This is a genomic window from Bacillus sp. UNC437CL72CviS29, from assembly GCF_000482345.1.
Taxonomy (GTDB): domain Bacteria; phylum Bacillota; class Bacilli; order Bacillales; family Bacillaceae_G; genus Bacillus_A; species Bacillus_A arachidis.
The window spans coordinates 181,582-203,997 of record NZ_AXVB01000004.1; the positions used below are offsets into that span (position 1 = coordinate 181,582).

General features: G+C 36.4%; 24 protein-coding genes and 1 pseudogene. 8 read left to right on the top strand and 17 right to left on the bottom strand.

The genetic code is table 11. From position 1 onward, the window contains the following. Positions 1-4 precede the first annotated feature (4 nt). The 3 genes from hemH to M014_RS0103985 form a co-directional block, all read right to left on the bottom strand. A complete protein-coding gene (hemH, locus tag M014_RS0103975) occupies positions 5-940 on the bottom strand; it encodes a ferrochelatase (protein ID WP_026590558.1) in 936 nt (311 codons plus the stop codon). A gap of 14 nt (positions 941-954) precedes the next feature. Then, positions 955-2,001 (bottom strand): uroporphyrinogen decarboxylase, encoded by a 1,047-nt coding sequence (hemE, locus tag M014_RS0103980; protein WP_026590559.1) that lies wholly within the window; start codon positions 1,999-2,001, stop codon positions 955-957. Positions 2,002-2,184: 183 nt separating this feature from the next. Then, positions 2,185-4,302, bottom strand: a complete 2,118-nt coding sequence (locus tag M014_RS0103985) for a transglycosylase domain-containing protein (RefSeq protein WP_026590560.1) — start codon at positions 4,300-4,302, stop codon at positions 2,185-2,187. A gap of 130 nt (positions 4,303-4,432) precedes the next feature. Here M014_RS0103985 and M014_RS0103990 point away from each other — a divergent pair, with 130 nt between their 5' ends. After that, entirely contained in the window at positions 4,433-4,906 is a 474-nt protein-coding gene (locus M014_RS0103990; protein ID WP_026590561.1) for an antibiotic biosynthesis monooxygenase family protein, read from the top strand. A gap of 105 nt (positions 4,907-5,011) precedes the next feature. After that, positions 5,012-5,437, top strand: coding sequence for a hypothetical protein (locus M014_RS0103995; RefSeq protein WP_026590562.1), 426 nt, complete (start codon positions 5,012-5,014; stop codon positions 5,435-5,437). Between the two features lie 38 nt (positions 5,438-5,475). Here the strand turns inward: M014_RS0103995 and M014_RS0104000 are convergent, their stop codons facing one another. Together M014_RS0104000 and M014_RS0104005 are read right to left on the bottom strand one after the other, a co-directional pair. Continuing rightward, on the bottom strand, positions 5,476-6,900 hold the full coding sequence (locus M014_RS0104000) for a PH domain-containing protein (RefSeq protein ID WP_026590563.1): 1,425 nt from the start codon (positions 6,898-6,900) through the stop codon (positions 5,476-5,478). Next, positions 6,893-7,369, bottom strand: coding sequence for a PH domain-containing protein (locus tag M014_RS0104005; protein ID WP_026590564.1), 477 nt, complete (start codon positions 7,367-7,369; stop codon positions 6,893-6,895). The genes M014_RS0104000 and M014_RS0104005 overlap by 8 nt, the downstream gene beginning before the upstream one ends. Positions 7,370-7,688: 319 nt before the next feature. On the opposite strand from M014_RS0104005, the gene M014_RS0104010 reads away from it, so the two are divergent. Further along, complete coding sequence (locus M014_RS0104010) at positions 7,689-7,907, top strand: hypothetical protein (protein WP_026590565.1); 219 nt, start codon at positions 7,689-7,691, stop codon at positions 7,905-7,907. Positions 7,908-7,965: 58 nt separating this feature from the next. Here M014_RS0104010 and M014_RS29885 read toward each other — a convergent pair whose 3' ends face one another. From M014_RS29885 to ecsA, 7 genes are all read right to left on the bottom strand, one after another. Beyond that, positions 7,966-8,403 carry a hypothetical protein gene (locus M014_RS29885; RefSeq protein WP_231503896.1) on the bottom strand — a complete coding sequence of 146 codons (438 nt, stop codon included), beginning with the start codon at positions 8,401-8,403 and terminating at the stop codon, positions 7,966-7,968. A gap of 381 nt (positions 8,404-8,784) precedes the next feature. Beyond that, positions 8,785-10,194: a PH domain-containing protein gene (locus M014_RS0104020; protein ID WP_026590567.1), complete on the bottom strand. Its 1,410-nt coding sequence runs from the start codon at positions 10,192-10,194 to the stop codon at positions 8,785-8,787. Continuing rightward, the gene (locus tag M014_RS0104025) at positions 10,187-10,663 is read right to left on the bottom strand and encodes a PH domain-containing protein (protein ID WP_026590568.1); all 477 of its coding nucleotides are present in this window, start codon (positions 10,661-10,663) and stop codon (positions 10,187-10,189) included. The genes M014_RS0104020 and M014_RS0104025 overlap by 8 nt, the downstream gene beginning before the upstream one ends. An 88-nt stretch (positions 10,664-10,751) precedes the next feature. Then, positions 10,752-10,934 (bottom strand): hypothetical protein, encoded by a 183-nt coding sequence (locus tag M014_RS0104030; protein WP_026590569.1) that lies wholly within the window; start codon positions 10,932-10,934, stop codon positions 10,752-10,754. 413 nt (positions 10,935-11,347) lie between these two features. Beyond that, positions 11,348-12,067, bottom strand: a complete 720-nt coding sequence (locus M014_RS0104035) for an EcsC family protein (RefSeq protein WP_026590570.1) — start codon at positions 12,065-12,067, stop codon at positions 11,348-11,350. 13 nt (positions 12,068-12,080) lie between these two features. After that, on the bottom strand, positions 12,081-13,292 hold the full coding sequence (locus tag M014_RS0104040) for an ABC transporter permease (RefSeq protein WP_026590571.1): 1,212 nt from the start codon (positions 13,290-13,292) through the stop codon (positions 12,081-12,083). Then, entirely contained in the window at positions 13,285-14,028 is a 744-nt protein-coding gene (ecsA, locus tag M014_RS0104045; RefSeq protein WP_026590572.1) for an ABC transporter ATP-binding protein EcsA, read from the bottom strand. The genes M014_RS0104040 and ecsA overlap by 8 nt, the downstream gene beginning before the upstream one ends. Before the next feature lie 577 nt (positions 14,029-14,605). Here ecsA and M014_RS0104050 point away from each other — a divergent pair. Next, complete coding sequence (locus M014_RS0104050) at positions 14,606-15,040, top strand: HIT family protein (protein ID WP_026590573.1); 435 nt, start codon at positions 14,606-14,608, stop codon at positions 15,038-15,040. 26 nt (positions 15,041-15,066) lie between these two features. Here the strand turns inward: M014_RS0104050 and M014_RS0104055 are convergent, their stop codons facing one another. Continuing rightward, positions 15,067-15,258 (bottom strand): hypothetical protein, encoded by a 192-nt coding sequence (locus M014_RS0104055; protein ID WP_026590574.1) that lies wholly within the window; start codon positions 15,256-15,258, stop codon positions 15,067-15,069. Positions 15,259-15,338: 80 nt separating this feature from the next. Here M014_RS0104055 and M014_RS0104060 point away from each other — a divergent pair, with 80 nt between their 5' ends. Together M014_RS0104060 and M014_RS0104065 are read left to right on the top strand one after the other, a co-directional pair. Next, entirely contained in the window at positions 15,339-15,701 is a 363-nt protein-coding gene (locus M014_RS0104060) for a YtxH domain-containing protein (protein WP_026590575.1), read from the top strand. Between the two features lie 300 nt (positions 15,702-16,001). Beyond that, a complete protein-coding gene (locus tag M014_RS0104065; protein ID WP_026590576.1) occupies positions 16,002-16,559 on the top strand; it encodes an HTH-type transcriptional regulator Hpr in 558 nt (185 codons plus the stop codon). Between the two features lie 6 nt (positions 16,560-16,565). Here the strand turns inward: M014_RS0104065 and M014_RS0104070 are convergent, their stop codons facing one another. After that, positions 16,566-16,901 carry a DUF1878 family protein gene (locus tag M014_RS0104070; RefSeq protein WP_026590577.1) on the bottom strand — a complete coding sequence of 112 codons (336 nt, stop codon included), beginning with the start codon at positions 16,899-16,901 and terminating at the stop codon, positions 16,566-16,568. Positions 16,902-17,020: 119 nt separating this feature from the next. On the opposite strand from M014_RS0104070, the gene M014_RS26360 reads away from it, so the two are divergent. After that, positions 17,021-17,215: a hypothetical protein gene (locus M014_RS26360; protein WP_035414548.1), complete on the top strand. Its 195-nt coding sequence runs from the start codon at positions 17,021-17,023 to the stop codon at positions 17,213-17,215. A gap of 31 nt (positions 17,216-17,246) precedes the next feature. On the opposite strand, the pseudogene M014_RS30550 reads toward M014_RS26360, so the two are convergent. After that, positions 17,247-17,352: pseudogene (locus M014_RS30550) on the bottom strand (YjcZ family sporulation protein). A gap of 321 nt (positions 17,353-17,673) precedes the next feature. Here M014_RS30550 and prsA point away from each other — a divergent pair. Further along, positions 17,674-18,531 carry a peptidylprolyl isomerase PrsA gene (gene prsA, locus M014_RS0104075; RefSeq protein ID WP_026590578.1) on the top strand — a complete coding sequence of 286 codons (858 nt, stop codon included), beginning with the start codon at positions 17,674-17,676 and terminating at the stop codon, positions 18,529-18,531. Positions 18,532-19,098: 567 nt separating this feature from the next. Here the strand turns inward: prsA and glpD are convergent. Together glpD and glpK are read right to left on the bottom strand one after the other, a co-directional pair. Beyond that, positions 19,099-20,781: an aerobic glycerol-3-phosphate dehydrogenase gene (gene glpD / locus M014_RS0104080; protein WP_026590579.1), complete on the bottom strand. Its 1,683-nt coding sequence runs from the start codon at positions 20,779-20,781 to the stop codon at positions 19,099-19,101. Between the two features lie 131 nt (positions 20,782-20,912). Continuing rightward, positions 20,913-22,403 (bottom strand): glycerol kinase GlpK, encoded by a 1,491-nt coding sequence (glpK, locus tag M014_RS0104085; RefSeq protein WP_026590580.1) that lies wholly within the window; start codon positions 22,401-22,403, stop codon positions 20,913-20,915. Positions 22,404-22,416: the final 13 nt, after the last annotated feature.

Here is a 22,416-nt window from a genome sequence, read left to right on the forward strand (position 1 = left end):
TGTCTCACGAAGCTTCTGCTTGTTTCTTTAACACGACATCTGCTAAGCAAGAAATAAATGCATCTGATGCATTTGGCATTTCCGGACGATAATACTTCGCTCCAATTTCTTCTGTAACAATTTTGCATTCAATATCATTGTCATACAACACTTCTAAATGTTCAGCTACAAATCCAACCGGTGCATATACAAATGAAGTGTAGCCATATTTTTCATGTAGTTCTCTCGTTAAATCTTGTACATCTGGCCCGATCCATGGGTCCGGTGTATTGCCCGCACTTTGCCAACCGACCGCATAATTAGGAACTTCTGCACCACGTGCAATATAATCAGCTGTTTCATTTAACTGTTCTGGATAAGGATCACCTAAAGCGATGATTTTCTCTGGTAAACTATGCGCAGATACAATTAACACTGCTTTTTCAAGTTCTTCTTCTGTCATACTGCTATATACTTTTTTCACTTCATCTACCCAGTACTGGATAAATTTCGGTTCTTTATACCAGCTATCGATACCGTGAATTGTTAGATTTCCGAGTTTCTCTGCTTCTTCTTGTGCTCTGCCGACATATGATTTTACGCTGAACGTAGAATAATGTGGAGCAAGAACAAGGGCAATTGCTTCTTCAATCCCATCGTTATGCATAGCTTCTACAGCATCCTCAATGAAAGGTTCAATATGCTTTAATCCAAGATACATATGGAACTCTACGTTATCCTGCATCCCGTTTAAATGTTTTTCTAACTTTTTCGCTTGTTCTAATGTAATAGTAGCTAAAGGAGAAATACCACCAATTGCGCGGTAACGTTCTGTCAGGTCCTCTAACATTTCTGGACTTGGCTTTCGTCCTCTGCGAATATGTGTATAGTAACGTTCAATATCTTCTTCTTTATATGGTGTTCCGTATGCCATTACAAGCAAACCAATTTTCTTTTTCATACACCTATTCTCCTTTACTTCGCTAACTGTCCTTTAGAATACTCATGAATAAATGACGTCAAACGCTTTAATGTATCTGGATTTACTTCCGGGAATACACCGTGACCTAAGTTAAATACATAACCAGGTTGTTTCATCCCTTGATCTAAAATTGTTTTTACATGTTCTCTGATAACGTCCCATGGTGCAAGTAAGAATGAAGGATCCATATTACCTTGTACCGCTTTATGAATACCGCGGCCGCGCGCTTCTTCAATTGACAAGCGCCAATCAAGCCCAACTACATCAAGAGGTAAGTCATTCCATTCATTTGCTAAATGCCCTGCTCCAACGCCGTGCATGATCATCGGAACGTTCATTGTGCGAACTTCCGTGAAAATACGCTCCATTGCAGGTTTAATAAATGTGCGGTAATCTGCTACATTCACCGTTCCAACCCAAGAATCAAAGACTTGTACTGCTTTTGCTCCTGCTTTAATCTGTGCTTTCAAATATGTGATTACCATATCGGCAAGCTTATCCATTAAGGCAAACCAAGCTTTCGGCTCTGCATACATAAACGCCTTTGTTTTATGATAGTTACGAGAAGGTCCTCCTTCAATCATGTAACTCGCTAATGTAAATGGCGCCCCTGAAAAACCAATTAATGGAACATCTAACATCTCATTTGTTAATAAACGAATTGTATCTAATATGTATGGAACATCATCTTCTGGATGAATTTCACCAAGCTTCTCTACGTCTTGTAAAGAACGGATTGGATTATCAATAACCGGTCCAATTCCAGATTTAATTTCAACATCGACACCGATTGCTGGAAGTGGTGACATAATATCTTTATACAAAATCGCTGCGTCAACATTATATTGATCAACTGGAAGCTTTGTAACATATGCACATAGCTCTGGATTGTGTGTAATTTCAAATAAAGAATACTTCTCTTTTATTTTTCTATATTCAGGTTGTGAACGACCTGCTTGTCTCATATACCATGCTGGTACATATTCTGTTTGTTCCCCCATGCATGCTTTTAAAAATGTCTCATTTATAGTTCTTACCAAGACCCTTGCTCCCTTCCTTACCAATGCTTCTAGCGAATCCTATCCTACTTATTTATCTTTTTTTACTATACAGCTTGTAAAACAAAATGCATAACATTATATACGTTGTTCATGAAATTGACACAAACGTTCGTAAAACCGCTTACTATTTTCACAACATTCTTATTATATCACAAGCAAAAACTACGGTTTAGCTACTTTTGTCTTTTCACCTTCTCGATTTGTTTGTGAGTTATACGGAACAACATAAAAACTTGGTTTAGAGAATATGTTAATAAACTTTTCTTCGTACTCACCAACTCCCTTTACTGTTCCAACATGGGTATGGATTCCGTTCTCAACCTTATAGATTCGATAGATAACTCTTTTATCTTGAAGTGGTTTCCAGTTCAATTTCATCGTAAATAAACCAAACGGACTAAACGATAATTTCGCCTCTATATTTTCAATTTTACTTAAGCGGATTGGTGTTCCGATCGTTTCAACACCTTTTGGCTTCTTGAAATTTGAATCATCTTGTACGTTCGCCTTCGTTAAAATCTTTTTAAATAATTGTGTTGCAGACGCACTCTCATCATGCAGTTGATGCTCGTTATCCGTACGATCGTACCCAATCCAGACCGCTCCTACTAAACTCGGCGTGTATCCAACAAACCAAAAATCTCTAGCGCCTTCGCTTTGATTCGGAAGAGACGTTGTACCTGTTTTTCCTGCTAGTGCGCCTTTATATTCTCCCGCTTTTGCCGTACCTTCTTTTACGACACCTTCTAGCATTTTTGTCATATACCATGCTGTTTGTTTTGAAAACACTTTCGTTTCGTTTTTCGGTGATTCTCCAATCACCTTTCCGTGTCGATCGAGTACCTTTTCAATCACATGTGGCTCAATAATGTTTCCATTCGCTAAAAACGAACGGTACATCTTTACAAGTTCAAATGGAGAAACCCCTTCTTTCAGCCCGCCAAGTGCCGTGCTTAAACCAGATTCTGCAATATGAATATTCCCCTTCTCTAAATATTGCTTTCCTTCTTCTATCCCCATTTCATGTAATAAAGATACAGCTGGTACATTCGCTGACTCTAAGAGCGCATCGTACATTGTTACTTCTTTTGAATACCGATGATTATAATTTCTTGGTTCATATCCTTCAACAGAGACTCGTTCATTTGTTAATAAAGAATACGGATTATACTTTTTCGTTTCCAGCGCTGGTGCGTACACAATGAGCGGTTTTAAAACAGACCCTGGCTGTCTTTTCGCGAACACTCTATTAAACCCTCTTGGCACATACTCTCGTCCGCCAATCGCTGCTTTAATTCCTCCTGTCATATTATCCATTAATAAAAAGGCACCTTGTGCTCCGCCCTCTTTTCCTGGAAAATTGCGCGCATCTTGAAATTGATCGTAAGCGACTTTTTGAATTTTTTCATCCATTGAAACAACAAATGTATATCCACCGCGCAGAACTTCTTGATGCGACAAACCATATAAGCGTGCCGCCTCATCTATTACCATATCTACATAGGGCATATAAGCAAGTTCTCGCTCATTTAAATTTTTATAAAGCGCAATTGTTTTCCCTTGGTAGCGAACACTTTCCTCCGCTGATACATAGCCTTGTTTATGCATAAGTGACAATACTAAATCACGGCGTTCCTTACTCTTTTTTGGATATAAGAACGGTGAATACCCGTTTGGTGCTTTCGGAAGACCCGCAAGCATCGCTCCTTCTTCAACCGTCAACTCCTCTACATTTTTATTAAAATACAATTTTGCTGCTGCTTGAATTCCGTAGGCACCATGACCAAAATAAATATGATTCATATACATTTCGAGAAGTTGCCCCTTCGTATATTTTTGTTCTAATTTAAGTGCGATTGCCACTTCTTTTAATTTACGTGTAAATGTTTTTTCATGAGTTAAAAAAACATTTTTAACAAGTTGCTGCGTAATGGTACTACCGCCCTCGACTTTTTCTCTTGCTAAAATATCTTTATACAATGCGCGAAACACAGAAGGATAGTCAATCCCATGATGGTCATAAAACCGAGCATCCTCTACAGCGATAAATGCTTGTTGTACATGTTTCGGAACTTGTTCAATCGATACAAGATCTCTATTTTCTACATATAATTTTGTAATTTCTTTTCCTTGTTGATCAACAATACGTGATGAAGAGTGGAAAACCAGCTGCTTTTCATCCATCATATAACCACCAGCTAACACAATGAGTTTATAGAATACAATTGCGACTACAAACACCGCCACGCCGCCCATTAAGGTCCACATTATTTTCTTCATTCATCGTCCTTCTTTCCAAATGATGGTACATTTATTATTTGAAAAAGAATAATCTTTATGTATATAATCTTCGAAGTTTTTGGCAAGAGTTGCTATAATGAAAGCAAAATCATTAAGGGGGGCATTATAAATGAAAGCAATCATTTCATACGAAACACCTCTAGAACAACCGCATTTCACTGCAAAGAATGATGAAAAAAATATGTTTTATAAAGAAAATACAGAAGAAACTGTAGAAGGTTCACTTAACTATGACGTGCTAGACGCAGTCGGAGAATTTAAAGGACAACCTGGCTTTATTGTTTGTAACAACATTTCTGTTACAGATGAAGGCCGCCCTGCCTTTGAACATCGTTTCAAAAGCCGCGCAGGTCTTATTGAAAACGAACCCGGTTTCCAAGCAATCCGCGTTCTTCGCCCATTAAGTAACGATACATATATCATTATGACAATGTGGGAAACGGAGCAAAACTTTAAAGATTGGACGGAATCACGTTCTTTCGAAAATGCACATAAAAAACGCCCTGCACAAGCAAGTGCAGAGCCGCAAAAAAGTATTTTTTCAAGACCATCTTTTGTGACAACATTTGATGTGTTAGCGTAAAAAATACCCTTATCCTTTTCAAAGGTGCAAACAACATCAGCAGAAGACGAAATCCCAATGATTTCGTCTTTTTCATTATATTTGTAGAGTAAAGGGGCATTGGATATGAAATTCACAAAGTATTTTCTCCTTTTGTTCGCACTGATTTTATTAGTGATGACAGGTTGTTCAATCGGCATAGAAAACGAAAAACAGAATATAAAAGTTCAACAATGTATCGGTAACGAAAATAACTATGAAGATTTCAATGAAATTACGAATAATGGGCAAGTTCGTAAAGTGAAAAAAATATTAGATAAAGCGAATTGGGAAAATGTAAAAGTAGATATGACACGTCCTGCTGATTACCGTTTTATATTTCAATTTAAAAATCCTAAAATAGAAGCAAAAGCTGTTTTATATGAACTTTGGATCAGTCCCAATAAAGATAAAGTAGAAGTTGTAAGAGGTGGTCGTGAGTACGTTCAACTCAGTAAGGAAGATTCATCCTCCCTATTTGAGATTTTAATAGGAGAAAAGCTTGGGAGATAACCCAAGCTCTTTTTTTATCTTTTAACGAAAGCCGTTACTTATCCTTTTTTATACCAATCTCGTATGTAATTGGCATCCTCTTCATGCACATGCTTCAATTCATAATGACGCCCAATAGCGCTGCAAGCTACCGCTACAATATACGTATACAGCCTATCTTTACGCTGAAAATACGATTGCGTTTTTGTCATTGCTTGTACATGTCTTCTTCTCACGAATCCTGTATACTTGGCGATGCCCCTGTATACAAGCGTTAACTGATCAGATTTTATCGCATATCCACCCGTTTTATATTTTCCATACCCAAGAATCGTAAAGAACAAAAATAATGGCACTAATGTTAATAACGCACTATATTGCTGAAAATACACACTTGTCCCTATAATCGGTACCGATGCAAGTCCAAAAATAATCCAGCCCATAATCAAGTAACGACGCAGCGCAGCTTTTGGCAAATGTACAATTTCCTCTTCTATTTCATACGGCAACTTTAAATAGGTCAATAGCTCTTGTACATCCTTTTTCTTCATAAGCGGGTGCAATATGACATTCATATTCTTTGTATCTATGCTTTGAATGACTTCTACTTCCATAGAACAATAGCCAAACGGTTGACGAAGAATTCCTTCTTTCATTGTCAACGCTTGAATCCGGTGCAATTTTAAAACAATCTCTTTCTTTTCGAGTAGCCCTTGTGAAATGCGAATTTCATTTCCGTTTCCCTGCACGGTAAAGTTCGCGTGTTTGAAAGCATAGCCAATTGTAGAGATGATCCATGAGATTACGATGAAAATCGCGCCCATGTATAACAAATTATATACACTATTGTCTTTCACATATGATTCTATTTCATCTATTAACCATTTCGGAAGAACGTTATCAAACTGTGTATAAAGAAAGAACAATCCTGAAAATAACAAGCCAAACTGACCGGATGTAATAGACGCTAGCAAAATTTCTTTTGCTGTTAACTGATAAACAGTTGTGTTTGTTCCTTGTCGCAAGCTTTCCTCTTCTTTTATAGGCTTCTCGTCTTCTACTTTATTTAATAAGGCGATTAATTCTTTCGCTTCCTCTTCCTTAATACCAGCTAACGTTACCTCTGGATCCTTCCCACCACCAGCCGCTTCAATTTTGAGCTTCGTTAATCCAAATAACTGATAGATAATATTTGAAGTCGTACTAATTGTTTGCACACGCTCTTTATTTAGATAGCTTTCCTTTTTAACAAGTACCCCTTGTTTTATATGTAAAATGTTGTTTTCAATCCAATAAACTTTAAAGTACCATTTCACAAACGAAAAGATGGCCAAAATCAATAAAAAACCTACAATGAAAATGGGAAACCAATACCAAGGCTCTCTTTCATCTTTCGGACCAAATAAAACAACGATAATAAGCGGAAATAAACTAGAAATCCTTATATCAAATAATATCGTAATCGGATGTTGCCTTTTATTCATCCTCATCACTCACTTTCGCAAGTTCCCCAATTCGTCGTTTCAACTCTTCTGCTTCTCTCTTTGTTAATCCTGGAATACTATGAGAAGTCGCTGCCGTTGAAATTTGTAATTCTGCTAGCTCATATTTTCTCATAATCGGCCCTTGTTCGATCGTAACGTGCTGAACACGTATCATCGGAACAAGTACACGTTTTACAACAAACATCCCTTTTTGAATTTCAATCTCTTCTTCATCTAGCCGGTAGCTATAGTACCGCTGGCGTAATGCCGGAAAAATAAAGTAATCTAGCGGTGCATACAGTATCGTCAAGGTGACCAATACACCAAACAACCAGCCCCACCAATGAAATTGAATCATAAAAAAGAGATATGCTAAAACGATGCTTACAAGTACCCCGGCACCAATTAATGCATGGATTTTCCACACTTTCACCATATTCGGATGAATTTCATTTTCTAATGGATGCATGTAATCACTCCAAATTTAGAAATCTATTGAATACATATACTATTTATCCCTCATTGTAATATGTCATTCTCATACAAAACAAGGTAAAATAAACAGTTTTTGTAAAAGTGCAATTTATTATTTTTTCTTAATATGTAGAACGCATCCCATACCTAAACGAAACTGTTATCTCTCCACATTTAAATTATAGGGTAAACTGTTTTTTCCTATTCTCTTTTTTGTATACGAGACTAAACCACCATTTCTTTGAAATATAGACTATTAAACAAGCAATTCTTGCATTTAAACATAAAATATTTCTAAAAGGAGGTGCTTTTAAATGGCTAATAATCATGATAAATGCGTATGTGAACAGTTAGTAACTTTACCATTGGGTACAGAAGTAGATATTTATTTAAGTGGAAATACACTCGAAGATGTTATTTTTGTTAATTTCAATGCGGACAATTTTTGTGCAACTTTTGTAGATAATGAAACAGAACCAGGAACTATACTTGTTTTAGATTGTGGAGATATTTTAGCACTTCGAATTGAATAATTAGATGAAAAAAAAGAGCTTTCCAAAAAGCTCTTTTTTTGATTATACTGATGCAATTTTATGGAGATGAAAATCTAGCTACTTCAAAACGTGTTCCTTCGTTATTCAAAATAGTCATATTTCCTCCGCTAATCATTGTCCATACTTGAACTTTATCCCTTTTATTTAATTGTAGAATCGTACTTACTCTTACGGCATGAGGCCGCCCAACTAATTTTGGCACAAAATAGTGATCTTCTCTAACAATATCGATATCATTTACACGTATTAACATTGTTATAGTACGAGAAATATCAAAAGGATAAGTAGCAAGAAATGCTGCACCTGCAGTAATAGCATATACTCCCTTTCTTGCAGGAACAAAGGTTGAGTCGGATATATTATACTCATTTTTTAAATCGAATTGTTTCGTTTCATACGTAATCTGTTTAAATTGTGCTGTAGGTATATTCTGGTTAAATGCTTTTACAGCTCTAAATGCGGACGGTCTAATCAATTGTAGTAACGTTACGATAGGATTCCCCCCCCTCCCACATTAATGTATGAATGATATAAAAAGAGTGATTGGACACAAATTCTGGAGGGCTTGAGCGTTTCTTTTTTTAATATAAAATCTTGTACAAATTAATTTCAAAGTGACATAACAAACCTGAAACAGGTCATTTTTTAACATTATGAAGCTTTTATCTTGCTACTTACTCCCTACCTTTTTGGCCAGCTATTGGGGAGCTCGTGAGGAAAAAGAAGTAAGTTCATCTGATACCTCAAAACATAAAAAAATATCGTCTATTCTATTCATTTCCTATCAAGATTCTACTCTTGCAAATACAAATAGCGCAGTTCAAATCAATTGAACTGCGCTACTGTTATATAGATGTTATTTATCCTTATACCAATCCACCATACGCTCTGCATCTTCCAAACGCATATGCTCTAATTTATAATTTGTGGATGCACTAGAGAAAGTTTGCGAACATAAATGGGCTCCACGCTGAAAATAAGACTGTGTTTTCTCGATTGATTGTACATGCCTTCTTCTCACGAGTCCCGTATATTTAGCAATATTACGATACACCATTGTCAACTGTTCCTCTTCTACCCTGTAACCACCTGCACGGAATGTCGCATAACCAAGTGACATCAGTAATACAAACAGAGGTAACAGTAGCCAAATAATAAAGTATTTTTCAAAATATATACTTGCGCCTGTAACCGGAACTGCTAATATACAAAAGAAAATAAAACTGTCTAATAAATAGCGACGCAGTGCCGTTTTTGGCAAGGCTGTAATAGTAGGATTTAGTTCATATGGCAACTGTAAATGTGCAAGCAATTCTGCGACGCGGTCTTTCCGAATAACTGGATGAAGTGTAACGTTCTCCTCACCTTTTTCATTATTTTGAATGACTTCTACATGAATAGAACAGTAGCCAAATGGTTGACGGAATATCCCTTCTTTTATCGTGATCCCTTGAATGCGGTGTAGCTTTAACACAAGTTCTTTTCTCTCAAGAAGCCCTTGTGAAATACGAATTTCATCATTTTTCCGGTGCACAGTAAAATTCGCATGCTTTAAGGCGTAGCCAATTGTAGATACGATCCAAGAAACCACAAGTAACATCGCAACTAGATAAATCCAGCCATATACATCATGATCCATCACATATGCTTCTGCTTTGTCTTTCATCCATTTCGGGATATACTCATCTACTTGCGAATAAACAAAGAATAAGAGAGAGAACAACAAACCAAATTGACCGGACGTAACCGACGCTAATAAGATCTCTTTCCAAGTCAACTTATATTCCGTCTTATTCTCCTCTTCCACACGAATTTGTGAAGAATCCTCTTGTATTTCTACAGCTTCCACTGCCTGTTCATTTAACATTGTAATTAATGATTTTGCTTCATCCATCGTAATACCTGCTAAACTGACCTCAGGCTCATTACCACCGCCAGCTGTTTCAATTTTCAGCTTTGTTAAACCTAATACTTGATATAACATACTTGAACTTGTATTAATTGTTTGGACGCGCTCTTTATTCAAGTAACTTTCTTTCTTCACAAATAACCCTTGTTTAATGTGCAGTACATTATTTTCAACCCAATATACTTTATAGTACCACTCAACAATAATAGAGATAACTGAAATCACTAGGAAACCTATCGGTACTAAATACCAAAATGGAAATTTCCCTTTTAAACTAAACAGAAAAATAATGAATGGTATAAAGTCTGTTATCTTTAATTCAAGTAACATCGTGATTGGATGCTGCCTCTTATACATCCTCATCACTCACCTTCGCAAGTTCTCCAATTTGTCGTTTCAATTGTTCTGCTTCTCTCATCTTTAAACCTGGAATACTATGAGAAGTAGCGGCAGTTGAAATTTGTAATTCTGCTAGATCATATTTTCTCATAATTGGACCTTGCTCAATTGTAACGTGTTGCACACGTATCATTGGAACTAATACACGTTTAACTGTAAACATGCCGTGCTGAATTTCTAATTCTTCTTCATTTAAGCGGTAGCTGTAATAACGCTGCCGTATTTTTGGAAAGACAAAATAATCAAGCGGTGTATACACAACCGTTAGTCCAATTAGGATATAAAACAGCCAAGCCCACCAATTAAACTTAATCATGAAAAAGAGATAAGCAAGAATAACTAACACACTTATGCCCAGCTCCATTACAACACGAGCTTTCCAAACTTTGACCATATCAGGATGAATTTCATTTTCCAGTGGCTGCATCGAATCACTCCAAATTTAGTAATCTAATATATGAATTCTTTCATCTTACTATTTTACAGAAAATTACATAGAAAGAGAATCATTTTTATTACAATTCTTTCTTTTCATCATCTTTCTTCTCCGGAATGAAATAGCCGAACCAAATGAACCAAATCAGGCTAATCAATGCCGTCCGGTCCTGTTCACCTTGAAATGCATTTATTACGTTTGGAATTTTATACACTCCAATAAACCCGAGGAAACCTAGCCACCAGTCTTTTCGAAATTTCATATTTCCCTCTCCCCTCTATCGATTCATTGATTCTCAACATTCAAAAAAAAATAAAATAGGGCCTGCACTGTTTTCATGTGACATATGGCGAAAACGGGCTCTGATCGTAATCAGTTAAACCGATAATAATATTCATACTATCACTCATAACACCATCCCCTCATCGTTGAACGATACTCCCCCAATCGTTTTTCTATCAGATTTTACCGAAAGAGTATCCCTACTTCAAACGAAGTTAAGTGGGGGAGTATTCATAACGACTACGTTTAGCTCGAACGATTGAGGTAATACCTTTTTTACTACAGTCTCATCCACATTCCTATTTCAACTATTCTTCTCTTAGACACAAAAACCCCCTTTGGTAAGATAACCAAAGGGGCTGAAACTTCATGACTTCATTTCAAAGCGGCATATCAAATCGATATTCCCTTCTGCTGAAGGAAACGAAGGCGATAGCAATTCATCGTCACCTCGCCAAGCCGTTGCAACAATTGATAGTTTGCATAGGCACCGACCGGGGCACCAATAACCGGTACAAGTTGCAGCATCTTCGCTAAATCGATATAATCTCGATACTCTTGCTGAAATTTCTCCCAGTCCATATGATTTTCTTTCGCTGTGTCCCACGTTTCGATTGCTTTCCATATTTCCTTGCGATGATTGTCACTGGAAAAAGCAAGCTGAAAGACGTGTAGGATAAAGAGGCGCTCTTCTTCTTTACTCGTATCGAATCCATACATTGTCGCTGCATCGAATAAAAACTTAATTTTAATGCTGAGTAAAAGCGGAAAATCTGCAAGCCCTAAAAGAAAACCACCTGCTCCTGTTCCGGCACCTTCTGCGGCCGCAACCTTTTTATACTCATCCATTTTCTTTAAAACCTCTGCATCTCTTCTTTCAAGCGACCAATCTGTTTCTTTTAACTTCGGTTTTATAAAATTCGATCCTGCACTAATACCTTGGACCATCTTTTTAATCGTTTCTGTTAATACATTTTGCACTTTTTCCGGAATTAGCTGTTGCATTTTCGTTTGTACCTTTTTTGAAAAACGATTCATTATAGAAGAATCTTTCATGATTGTAAGTTTCCACTGCTGCAATTTTTTTATGACCTTCTCTTCATATTCAGTCATAATTTCATTCCTTTCAGTTTAAGCGTTCGATACGTTTTGCACCGTATTGATATACAAAACCAATACTAAAAGCTATGCTAACGGCAAATACAATACAAGTCATGATCATATCTTTTGTTGCGACCGCAAAAATGATGGTAAATACAACACTGCCTATACATAAAATCGCATTTAACAGTTTCAGAAAATCCTTTTTCTTTTCTTCAGCGTTCACTGGATATAAATCAAGCCAAAGTTTTAAACGATGGTGTTTCCAAAGGCTTAATAATTGATAACCAATTAAATATAGAAATACGATGCTTACAATGAAACGTCCATATAAAAACGGTATAAAGTAAAGAATCACACCGCCAATAGTAAGTAAGCGCATATAAAGACCAAAGTAGTTGCCAGATCTTAAAAATGTACGTGTATACAAATATAAATATGTACGATTTTCCCCAATCATTGAAAGCACAAAATCAAGCCATTTTCGGCGTGATACTCGCTCTTTTAATGCTGGTACATCGACAAACATATTGGCAATGCGGTACAGGCGCATCATTTTCTTGTCTTCTTCTGCAATTAAGTATTCCCAGTTTAACGGTTTTCCCTTTACTGTTTGATACATGAATGCGAGATATACAACCATTACAAAGAGAATCACTCCTATATAAATTACAGGCGTACGTTCTACAAGAAAGTACACAAATAATCCGTTACATATAAAGCGAATGAACCAATCCGCACGCTGCATACTTGGATCTGTTAAAAATGATTTTTCCCACGCTACAAATAAATTCCATGCTTTAACGAAAATAAGTGCGGCCACAATCCATATGTAAGCCTCTCCTGTTTGCTTCATCTGCTGAAGATATAGCGGAGCAAGTGCTGCCGCTGCAATTGCTATCACATACAGCTGAATCATAAACGTAAAGAGAAACGCTTTTGTAAAGTATGGCTTTAATTTCTCTTCAACTGGAAGCAAATACACAAGATCTGCTTCTTTTAATAACGTTTGAATGGATCCTGCTGTTAACACAAGCCCTAGCAATACTGCCATTACAAGTGCGGTCGGAAATGAAGGTGTTAGTGTCTGCAACCATTGTTGATAATAATATGCACCGGCACCAATGATAAATACGAAAATAAACTTTAAATGATCATTAAAAACATACTTACTATATGTACGAACTTCTTTTAAGAAATACTTGAACCGTTCTTTCCACAATGCTTTGCTATTCATAATCTTCTTCCTTTGTTAATGCAATATAAATATCATCTAGCGTTGCACCCGGCATATTAAATTGCGATTGCAACTCAGATAATGTTCCTTTCGCCCGCACTTCACCTTGATGTAAAATAATAAAGGAATCACAATAGCGCTCCGCAGTCGCTAAAATATGGGTACTCATTAAAATACCAGCACCACTCTTTTTCATCTTGTCCATCATTTGAAGTAGCGATTGAATCGCTAATGGATCGAGTCCAACGAAAGGTTCATCGACAATATAAAGAGACGGTTCAACAAGAAAAGCACTCATAATCATTACTTTCTGCTTCATCCCTTTTGAAAAATGAGCCGGGAACCATTTTAAACGATTCGTCATTCGAAATTCTTTTAATAGTTGCCCTACGCGTTCTTCATATTGCTTCTCCTCCACTCCATATGCCATTGCTGTTAACTTTAAATGTTCTTCTAATGTTAATTCATCATATAATACAGGTGTTTCAGGAATAAATGAAAAACTAGATCGATACGCTGTCATATCTTCTCGAATTGTTTTTCCATTAATTGTAACGCTACCTTTTTTTGGTTCCATTAAACCAATAATATGTTTAATCGTCGTACTTTTTCCAGCTCCGTTTAAACCAATTAAGCCAACAAGCTCGCCTTTATTAACAGAAAATGAAACATCTTGCAGCACCGGCCGCTTCGTATATCCTCCTGTGACATTTTCTACACGTAATAACTGTCCCATATGACACCACTTTCTTCATTATATTCATTTGCTTGTATTCCATCAGAACGTATACCTTCATCTTATCAAAAAACAAAGGATACTACATAGTACCTAAATTTCTTCAAAAAAAATTTAATTTCTTTACATATCTCTTGCAAAACGGGACATCATAATTAGTGAAGAAGGAACACATTGAAAAAGCAACCACCAAATTGATGAATACAGCCTAGCGAAATCATCATGAAATGGGGTGTCCATAATGGACAAAGAAAATTTACACGAAACCAGATAATTTGTTTAATTTTAGAAACGGGGTGTCTCGAGGAGAGTATATACTGTTTTATAAAATAAACAAGTTCATTTTATAAAGGATTATCATTTCATTGTAAATGGGGTGTCTAAGGCAGAATACGAGCCGAATTGTCACATATTTCCTAAATAAATGAGGTGTCTGCGAACGGTAGATTATTATGAAATGCTTTTTCAATCCCTCTTCAGAAAACAGGAAGCTGAGTCAGCTTCCTGTTTTTCGTATTTGTTCTCCTATGTAAGTATGGTAAAATACGGCTAAGACCTACTTGAAAGGATGAGGACAATGAATCACACAGCGGATAATTGTATTTTTTGTAAAATTATTGAAGGACAAATCCCTTGCTCAAAAGTATATGAAGATGAACATGTGCTTGCATTTTTAGATATTAGCCAAGTGACAAAAGGTCATACACTTGTCATTCCAAAGGTACATAAACAAGACATTTTTGCCTTAACGCCAGAAATCGCATCACATATTTTTTCTGTCGTTCCAAAAATCACAAATGCGATTAAATCTGAATTTAACCCAGTCGGCTTTAATCTTCTAAATAACAACGGTGAAAAAGCTGGACAAACTGTATTCCACTTCCACCTTCATTTAATTCCACGCTACGGTGAAAACGATGGTTTTGGCGCTGTTTGGAAGTCAAACCAAAATGAATATACGACAGAAAATTTACAAAACATCGCAAGTACCATTGCAAATAGTGTAAAATAAGGATAGAACACGCTTTATAAAATGGACTATAGTAGCATATAAAACAAGATTGTACATAACAAGCCTACTCCTCCAAAAGAGATATACTGCTTGGCTTGTTTCTTAACCCAAAATGCTGGAGGATACGATCTTTTTTGTTTTATAAATAACAGTAAATGCATAGCACGTACAAGAAAGAAAAGACTTACGATAAAACAAATAGTTGTCACGAGTTTCACTTTTCTCCCCCCTTGTCTTAAGCATATGCACCGTTTTGTACATCATGAATATGAACAAAAAAATAAGGAGGTTTCCTTTTATGTCAAAAGCTAAATCCTTTGTAACAGGCTTAATTTGCGGCGGAGCTGTCGCTGGACTAGCCGTTCTTTTTTCTACTCCTTCTTCAGGTAAAGTTATGCGCAATAAACTAAAGGAAAAAGGAAATGATGTAAAAAAGACGTTTTCAGATATTGCAGCTGATACAAAATTATTAAAACGTCAAATTGTTGAAACAGCTTCAGAAGGTAAAGAAGTTTTTCAAGAATTGAAGGTTGATATGCAGGACACACTTTCCACATGGAAACAAGATATTTCTCAAAACAAACGTCATATTGAACAAGAGATTTTAGACATTCAAAAATCAATTGAAAAACTACAACAAACAGTTCCAGAAAAAGCATAAATGATGTTCCATTCTTAGTTTTTGCATATAACAAATATTTTTTATAAATATTTCTCCTAACACGACATATCACATAGATATGTCGTGTTTTTATGCATTTACAATATATGTTATCCTCTACTACGTGAAGATAACACTTATAGTTGTGACATCTAAAACGCTTCCACAGTTATGCATGATTTGTACAAAATTATAATTTTTCCGAAAAATTTTCACAATTCTCACAAAAAGACTTTATTAATTTTTATTTTACTGGCATAATAGATACTAATGAATAAGAATGTAAAAGTGGGTGAGTATATGAAAAGTGGAGAAAAAGAGTATTCGGTCAAAGAAGCAATGATTTTTAGCCAACGCATTGCTCAATTATCGAAGGCATTATGGAAATGTGTAGAGAAAGATTGGCAACAGTGGATCAAACCGTATGATTTAAACATTAACGAACACCATATTTTATCTATTGCCTATCATTTAAAAGGGGCTTCTATTTCTGAGATTGCAAAGTTTGGTGTGATGCACGTATCCACCGCATTTAACTTCTCTAAAAAGCTTGAAGAGCGTGGCTATCTTGTATTCTCAAAAAAAGAGGATGATAAGCGAAATACGTATATTGAAATTACAGAAAAAGGGGAAAAATTGCTGCTGCAATTAATGGAGGAGTATGACCCTGAAAACAATTCTGTCTTTAACGGAGCTCTTGCTCTTCGCAATTTTTATGGTAAGTTCCCAGAAAATATCGAATTGATCGCGATTTTAAGAAATATTTACGGACAAGATTTTATCGATATTTTTGAGAAATCATTAGAAAATATTGAGGAAAACTTTACAGAACACGATCAAAAATTAGTTAAAAAATAATACCGGTTATTTTTTCGCTTTCATACTTAAAAATTCTTGCATAATTGGCTGAAATAAGCCTTGTCTATGTAGCGCTTCCGCAGTCTCGTTTACTTCGAGCTGATGTGGAAGCGCTTTTTCAAATTGCTCCAAAAGAGCATCAAACAAAAGTAAACCTTCTTGTTTCTCTGCTATGTATTGTTCGTTCAATTGTTCACAAAGATTTAGTATACGTTCAATATCCTTTTTACGTGCTTTTTTCTTTATAATTAAAGAATAAAATGGACACTTATCTTCATCGATCATTTGAAAAAGTAATTCTACATAATATTCAGCTTGCTCTAGTCGCTTTACAACGTCCATTTTCACCCTCACTTTCTAACCCAATGTCTTCTATTTCTGAATTTTATAACACGAACAAAATATCGTATGATACAATATATAAAAGTATATGTATTTTGGCCAAAAGGAGGTATCTCCTCGTGACTCTTATAGAAATTGTTTTTGTCACATTCGCACTTATTGTTCTATTCTACACGAATTTCCTGACGCATACACTGTGCGTGCGAAAACAACTATCCGAAAACCGTCAAACGAACGCTTTTCGGGTGATTAATGTATGTATTACGATTCTATTAATTTCTAGTTATATAGAAATTATATTTCATGGAAAGTGAGGAAGGAAAGCCCCTTCCTCACTTTTTTCCTCTATAAGCAAATTATACCTATAATAACTAATAAAATAAACAGTACAAGCAATAAAATAATAAGTGATGCATTCATTCGCCCACCCCTCCCCTTCCTTTATATGCACATTCGCCCAATATGGTACCCTCTACATAATCTGACAATCACGATAAACAAATGGAGAATTTTTCTTTATCAATAGGAAAAGACGTCGAAATATGATATATTAAATTTTGTACATATTGCTTATACTATAGAATAAATTGACTTTCAGCTAAATTTCATCCTTAGCCTCGGTAAGCCCTGTTAAGCAGACTTTTCACTCTATAAGAAAGCAAAACTGATGAGACTTAATCGGGCTCTTATGAACAAACATAACCTCACATGAGGCAACCGTTCATTTGTGCGGGATGAATTAAAAATACATAATAGTAGGAGTGTTTATTGAATGAAGAAAGCTATGCTTGCCTTAGCAGCAACAAGTTTGCTTGCCTTATCAGCATGTGGATCATCTGATAAAGTCGTTACCTCTAAAGCTGGTGACATTTCAAAAGAAGAATTTTACAACAAAATGAAAGACAGAGTTGGTAAACAAATGTTACGTGGTATGGTACTAGAACAAGTACTTGTTAAAAACCATAAAGTCGATGATAAAGAAGTCGACAAAAAATACGACGAATACAAAAAGCAACTTGGCGATCAATTTGACGCTGCTCTAAAACAACAAGGCTTTACAGAGAAATCATTCAAAGAGAGCGTTCGTGCTGAATTAGCAATGACAAAAGCAATTGAAAGCACAATTACTGAAAAAGAATTAAAAGAAAATTACAAGCCTGAAATTAAGGCAAGCCACATTCTTGTAAAAGATGAAGCAACTGCGAAAAAAGTAAAAGAAGAACTTAATCAAGGTAAATCTTTTGAAGAGTTAGCAAAACAATACTCTGAAGACCCAGGATCAAAAGAAAAAGGCGGAGATCTTGGCTATTTCGGACCTGGTAAAATGGTAAAACCATTCGAAGATGCTGCATATAAAATGAAAAAAGATGAGGTAAGTGAACCTGTTAAATCAGACTTCGGTTACCACATCATTAAAGTAACAGACATTAAAAAACAAGAGAAATCATTTGAAGATTCAAAAGCTGACATCAAAAAACAACTTGTTGCGAAAAAGATGCAAGATGGCGAATTCATGATGAAACTTCAAGAAGACGAACTTAAAAAGGCTGATGTGAAAGTCCAAGATAAAGATTTAAAAGATACTTTCGAAACGCCAAAAGCTGAAAAAGAAGAAAAAGAAAAAAAATAATGTAATAAAAAAAAGCTGTCAGGGAAACCTGACAGCTCTTTTTATGGAATGGAACTAAAAAAGCATCTAGCAAATAGCTAGATGCAGATAAAAACACAAGAGAAGATAAAAAATCTTCCCTTAACCCGTATGCTATTATAACAAAAAAACATGAAAAAGCATAAAAAATATTATTTTTTATTTTTCAAACCTTACTAATGTTTTTTCAGGAATAAAGCCATTGTGTTGAGGCGTTAGCTCACCTTCCCCCTCTTCCTACGTTCTCCGAATCATTCATGCTTCCATTTCTTCATATCAAATGAACCTTACCTATTATTTCGCCTAGCTAAAAAAGTGCCTTAGGAGAACTTTCCTATTGTCATTAGAGGAAGCTGAAATAAGAATTTATTCAGCTAGATTTTTTCTATTTTGTAAGGAATGGATTTAAATCTTAACGGTTTATACTATTTGCTCTTATCGTCAATACGAGTATATTAATCATTTATATTTGGAAAATGTAAATGATGCAAGAGAAAAAGAGTTGTTCCATCGAACAACTCTTTTTCTTTCTATTCTACGTATAAACGATTACGCTAACGCTGCTGCTTGCTCCTGCTGATCTACAGGGACTACAGCGTCCGTTAATGCTTTCTCTAATTCAGCTGTGTATTTCATTTGTTCTTCTTTACTCCAGCCTAATTTTGCCGCCATATATGCAATTACTGCTTCTTTCCACTCATATACCCAGTGAATATTGAAGAATACAGCTCCTCTGCGGCGTACGAAGAAGTCAACAGGTTTTGCTGTCATTTCATAGTCCATTGCGTATACAAGCGGTACAAGCACGTCTAACGGCATGTTATATTCTTTTGCATCTGCTTTCAATCCTTTTGCTAAGCTAAAGAGAACATCAACGTTAGAACCATAGAATTTCGCGAATTCTTCTGCCTGCTGCGTTGTTAAACCATATTTTGTTCCTTCCCCAGCCTTTTTCGTAATAAATGTTGGGAACCCACTAGAGCCACCTACATGCCCACCAGAGATCGGCATATGCTTTGTTTCACTCTTCGGATAAGAACCGTGGCCTTCTTTTTGTAATAGAGACGTTACATAGTCTACTACCATCTCTGCCATTTTGCGGTATCCTGTTAACTTACCACCAGCGATTGTAATTAAACCAGATTCTGAAGTCCAAATTTCATCTTTACGAGAAATTTCAGATGCGCTCTTACCTTCTTCATAAATTAATGGACGAACACCAGCCCAGCTTGATTCAATATCTTTTTCTGTAATTTTCACGCTTGGGAACATATAGTTGATTGCATTAATGATATATGTGCGATCTTCTGTTGTCATTTGTGGTACTGCTGCGTCTTTATCATAGAATGTATCAGTTGTACCTACATATGTTTTCCCGCCACGCGGAATTGCAAAGACCATACGTTTGTCTGGTGTATCAAAATAGATCGCCTGCCCTAGCGGGAAACGTTTTTGATCGATAACTAAGTGAACACCTTTAGATAATTGCAGTACTTTTCCTTTTTTCGAATTATCTTTTTCACGTAATGTATCTACCCAAGGACCAGCTGCGTTTACAATTTTCTTACCGTACACTTCATATACTTCGCCATCTAATAAGTCGATAACGCGTACACCACATACTTTTCCATCTTTATATAAGAATCCGTCTACTTTTGCATAGTTAACTGCTTTTGCACCGCGCTTGATTGCTTCTTTCATTACTTCAATTGTTAAACGTGCATCATCTGTACGATATTCTACGTAATAGCCGCCGCCCTTTAATCCTTCTTGTTTTACAAGCGGTTCTTTCTTCATTGTTTCTTCACGGCTAAACATTTTTCTACGTTCGCTTCGTTTTACCCCTGCTAGGAAGTCATATACACGAAGACCGATTGATGTACTGAATGAACCGAACGTACCACCTTTATGGAATGGAAGTAACATCCACTCTGGTGTTGTTACATGGGGACCGTTCTCATATACAATCGCACGCTCTTTCCCAACCTCTGCTACCATTTTCACTTCAAGTTGTTTCAAATAACGTAAACCACCGTGTACAAGTTTCGTTGAACGACTTGATGTACCTGCTGCAAAGTCTTGCATTTCGAATACAATTGTTGATAAACCACGTGTTGCTCCATCTAATGCAATACCAGAACCAGTAATCCCTCCACCAATTACGATCACATCTAACTCTTGTTTATTTACTCCGTTTAATACGTCCTTACGTTGTTTACTTGAAAATTCCATGGTAATTCCTCCCTATTATACGAAAAAAGAGACCACAAACTCCGCTATAGAAATCAATCTATAGCGCGTTGTGGTCTCTCCAAATCTCCTACCGAATTATTAACTTATCATCATTATAACACTGCTTATGATTATTTGAAAGCTTTTGTTGCTTCAATTGCTTTTTTCCAGCCAGCATATAGCTCTTCACTTGTTTCCGCTTCCATTGCCGGTGCAAAGCTTCGATCCATATTCCACTGCGCTTTAATTTCGTCTTGGTTTTCCCAATATCCAACCGCAAGACCTGCTAAATATGCTGCACCTAAAGCCGTTGTTTCATTTACTTCTGGACGCTCTACTGGAACATCTAACATATCACTTTGGAACTGCATTAAGAAGTTGTTCTTAACTGCTCCACCGTCAACGCGTAATGTTTTCAGCTTAATACCGGAATCTGCTTCCATTGCGCATAATACATCTTTCGTTTGGTATGCTAATGACTCTAGCGTTGCACGGATAAAGTGCTCTTTCGTTGTACCACGCGTTACGCCAAATACTGCTCCGCGCACTTCACTATCCCAGTATGGTGTTCCAAGTCCTACGAATGCCGGAACAACGTAAACGCCATCTGTTGATTCAACGCGATTGGCGTATTCTTCACTCTCACTTGCATCTTTAAACATACGCATGCCATCACGTAACCACTGGATTGCTGAACCTGCTACGAAAATACTTCCTTCCAATGCATATTCAACTTTACCATTTAAACCCCATGCAATTGTTGTTAATAGACCATGCTCAGACGCAACTGCTTTTTCACCTGTATTCATTAACATGAAGCAACCAGTTCCGTATGTATTTTTCGCCATACCTTCACCGAAGCAAGCTTGTCCAAATAATGCTGCTTGTTGGTCACCAGCTACACCTGCAATCGGTACATTTTGACCGAAGAAATGATAATCAACTGTATGAGCATATACTTCAGATGATGGTCGTACTTCTGGAAGCATGCTCTTTGGCACTGTTAACATGTCTAACAGTTCCTCATCCCACTCTAGGTTATGAATATTAAACATCAATGTACGTGATGCGTTTGAATAGTCTGTTACGTGCGCTTTACCACCAGACAATTTCCATACAAGCCATGTATCAATTGTACCGAATAATAATTCGCCGCGTTCTGCTCTTTCTCTTGCACCTTCAACGTTATCTAAAATCCATTTTACTTTCGTACCAGAGAAATATGCATCAATTAAAAGACCTGTTTTTTCGCGAACCATGTCGTTGTAGCCTTTTTCTTTTAACTCATCACAAATTTCTGCTGTTTGGCGTGATTGCCATACGATTGCATTATAAACTGGTTTACCCGTTTCTTTATCCCATACAACCGTTGTTTCACGTTGGTTTGTAATCCCAATGCCCGCGATTTGCTCTGGTTTTACATCTGCTTCACTTAAGCAAGTTGCAATAACCGCTAAAATAGATCCCCAAATTTCGTGCGCGTTATGTTCTACCCAGCCTGGCTTTGGAAAATGTTGTGTAAACTCTTTTTGAGCTGAATGAACAATTTTTCCTTCCTTATCAAAAAGAATTGCGCGTGAACTTGTTGTTCCTTGGTCTAATGAAAGAATATATTTTTTCATACTCGGTTCCCCC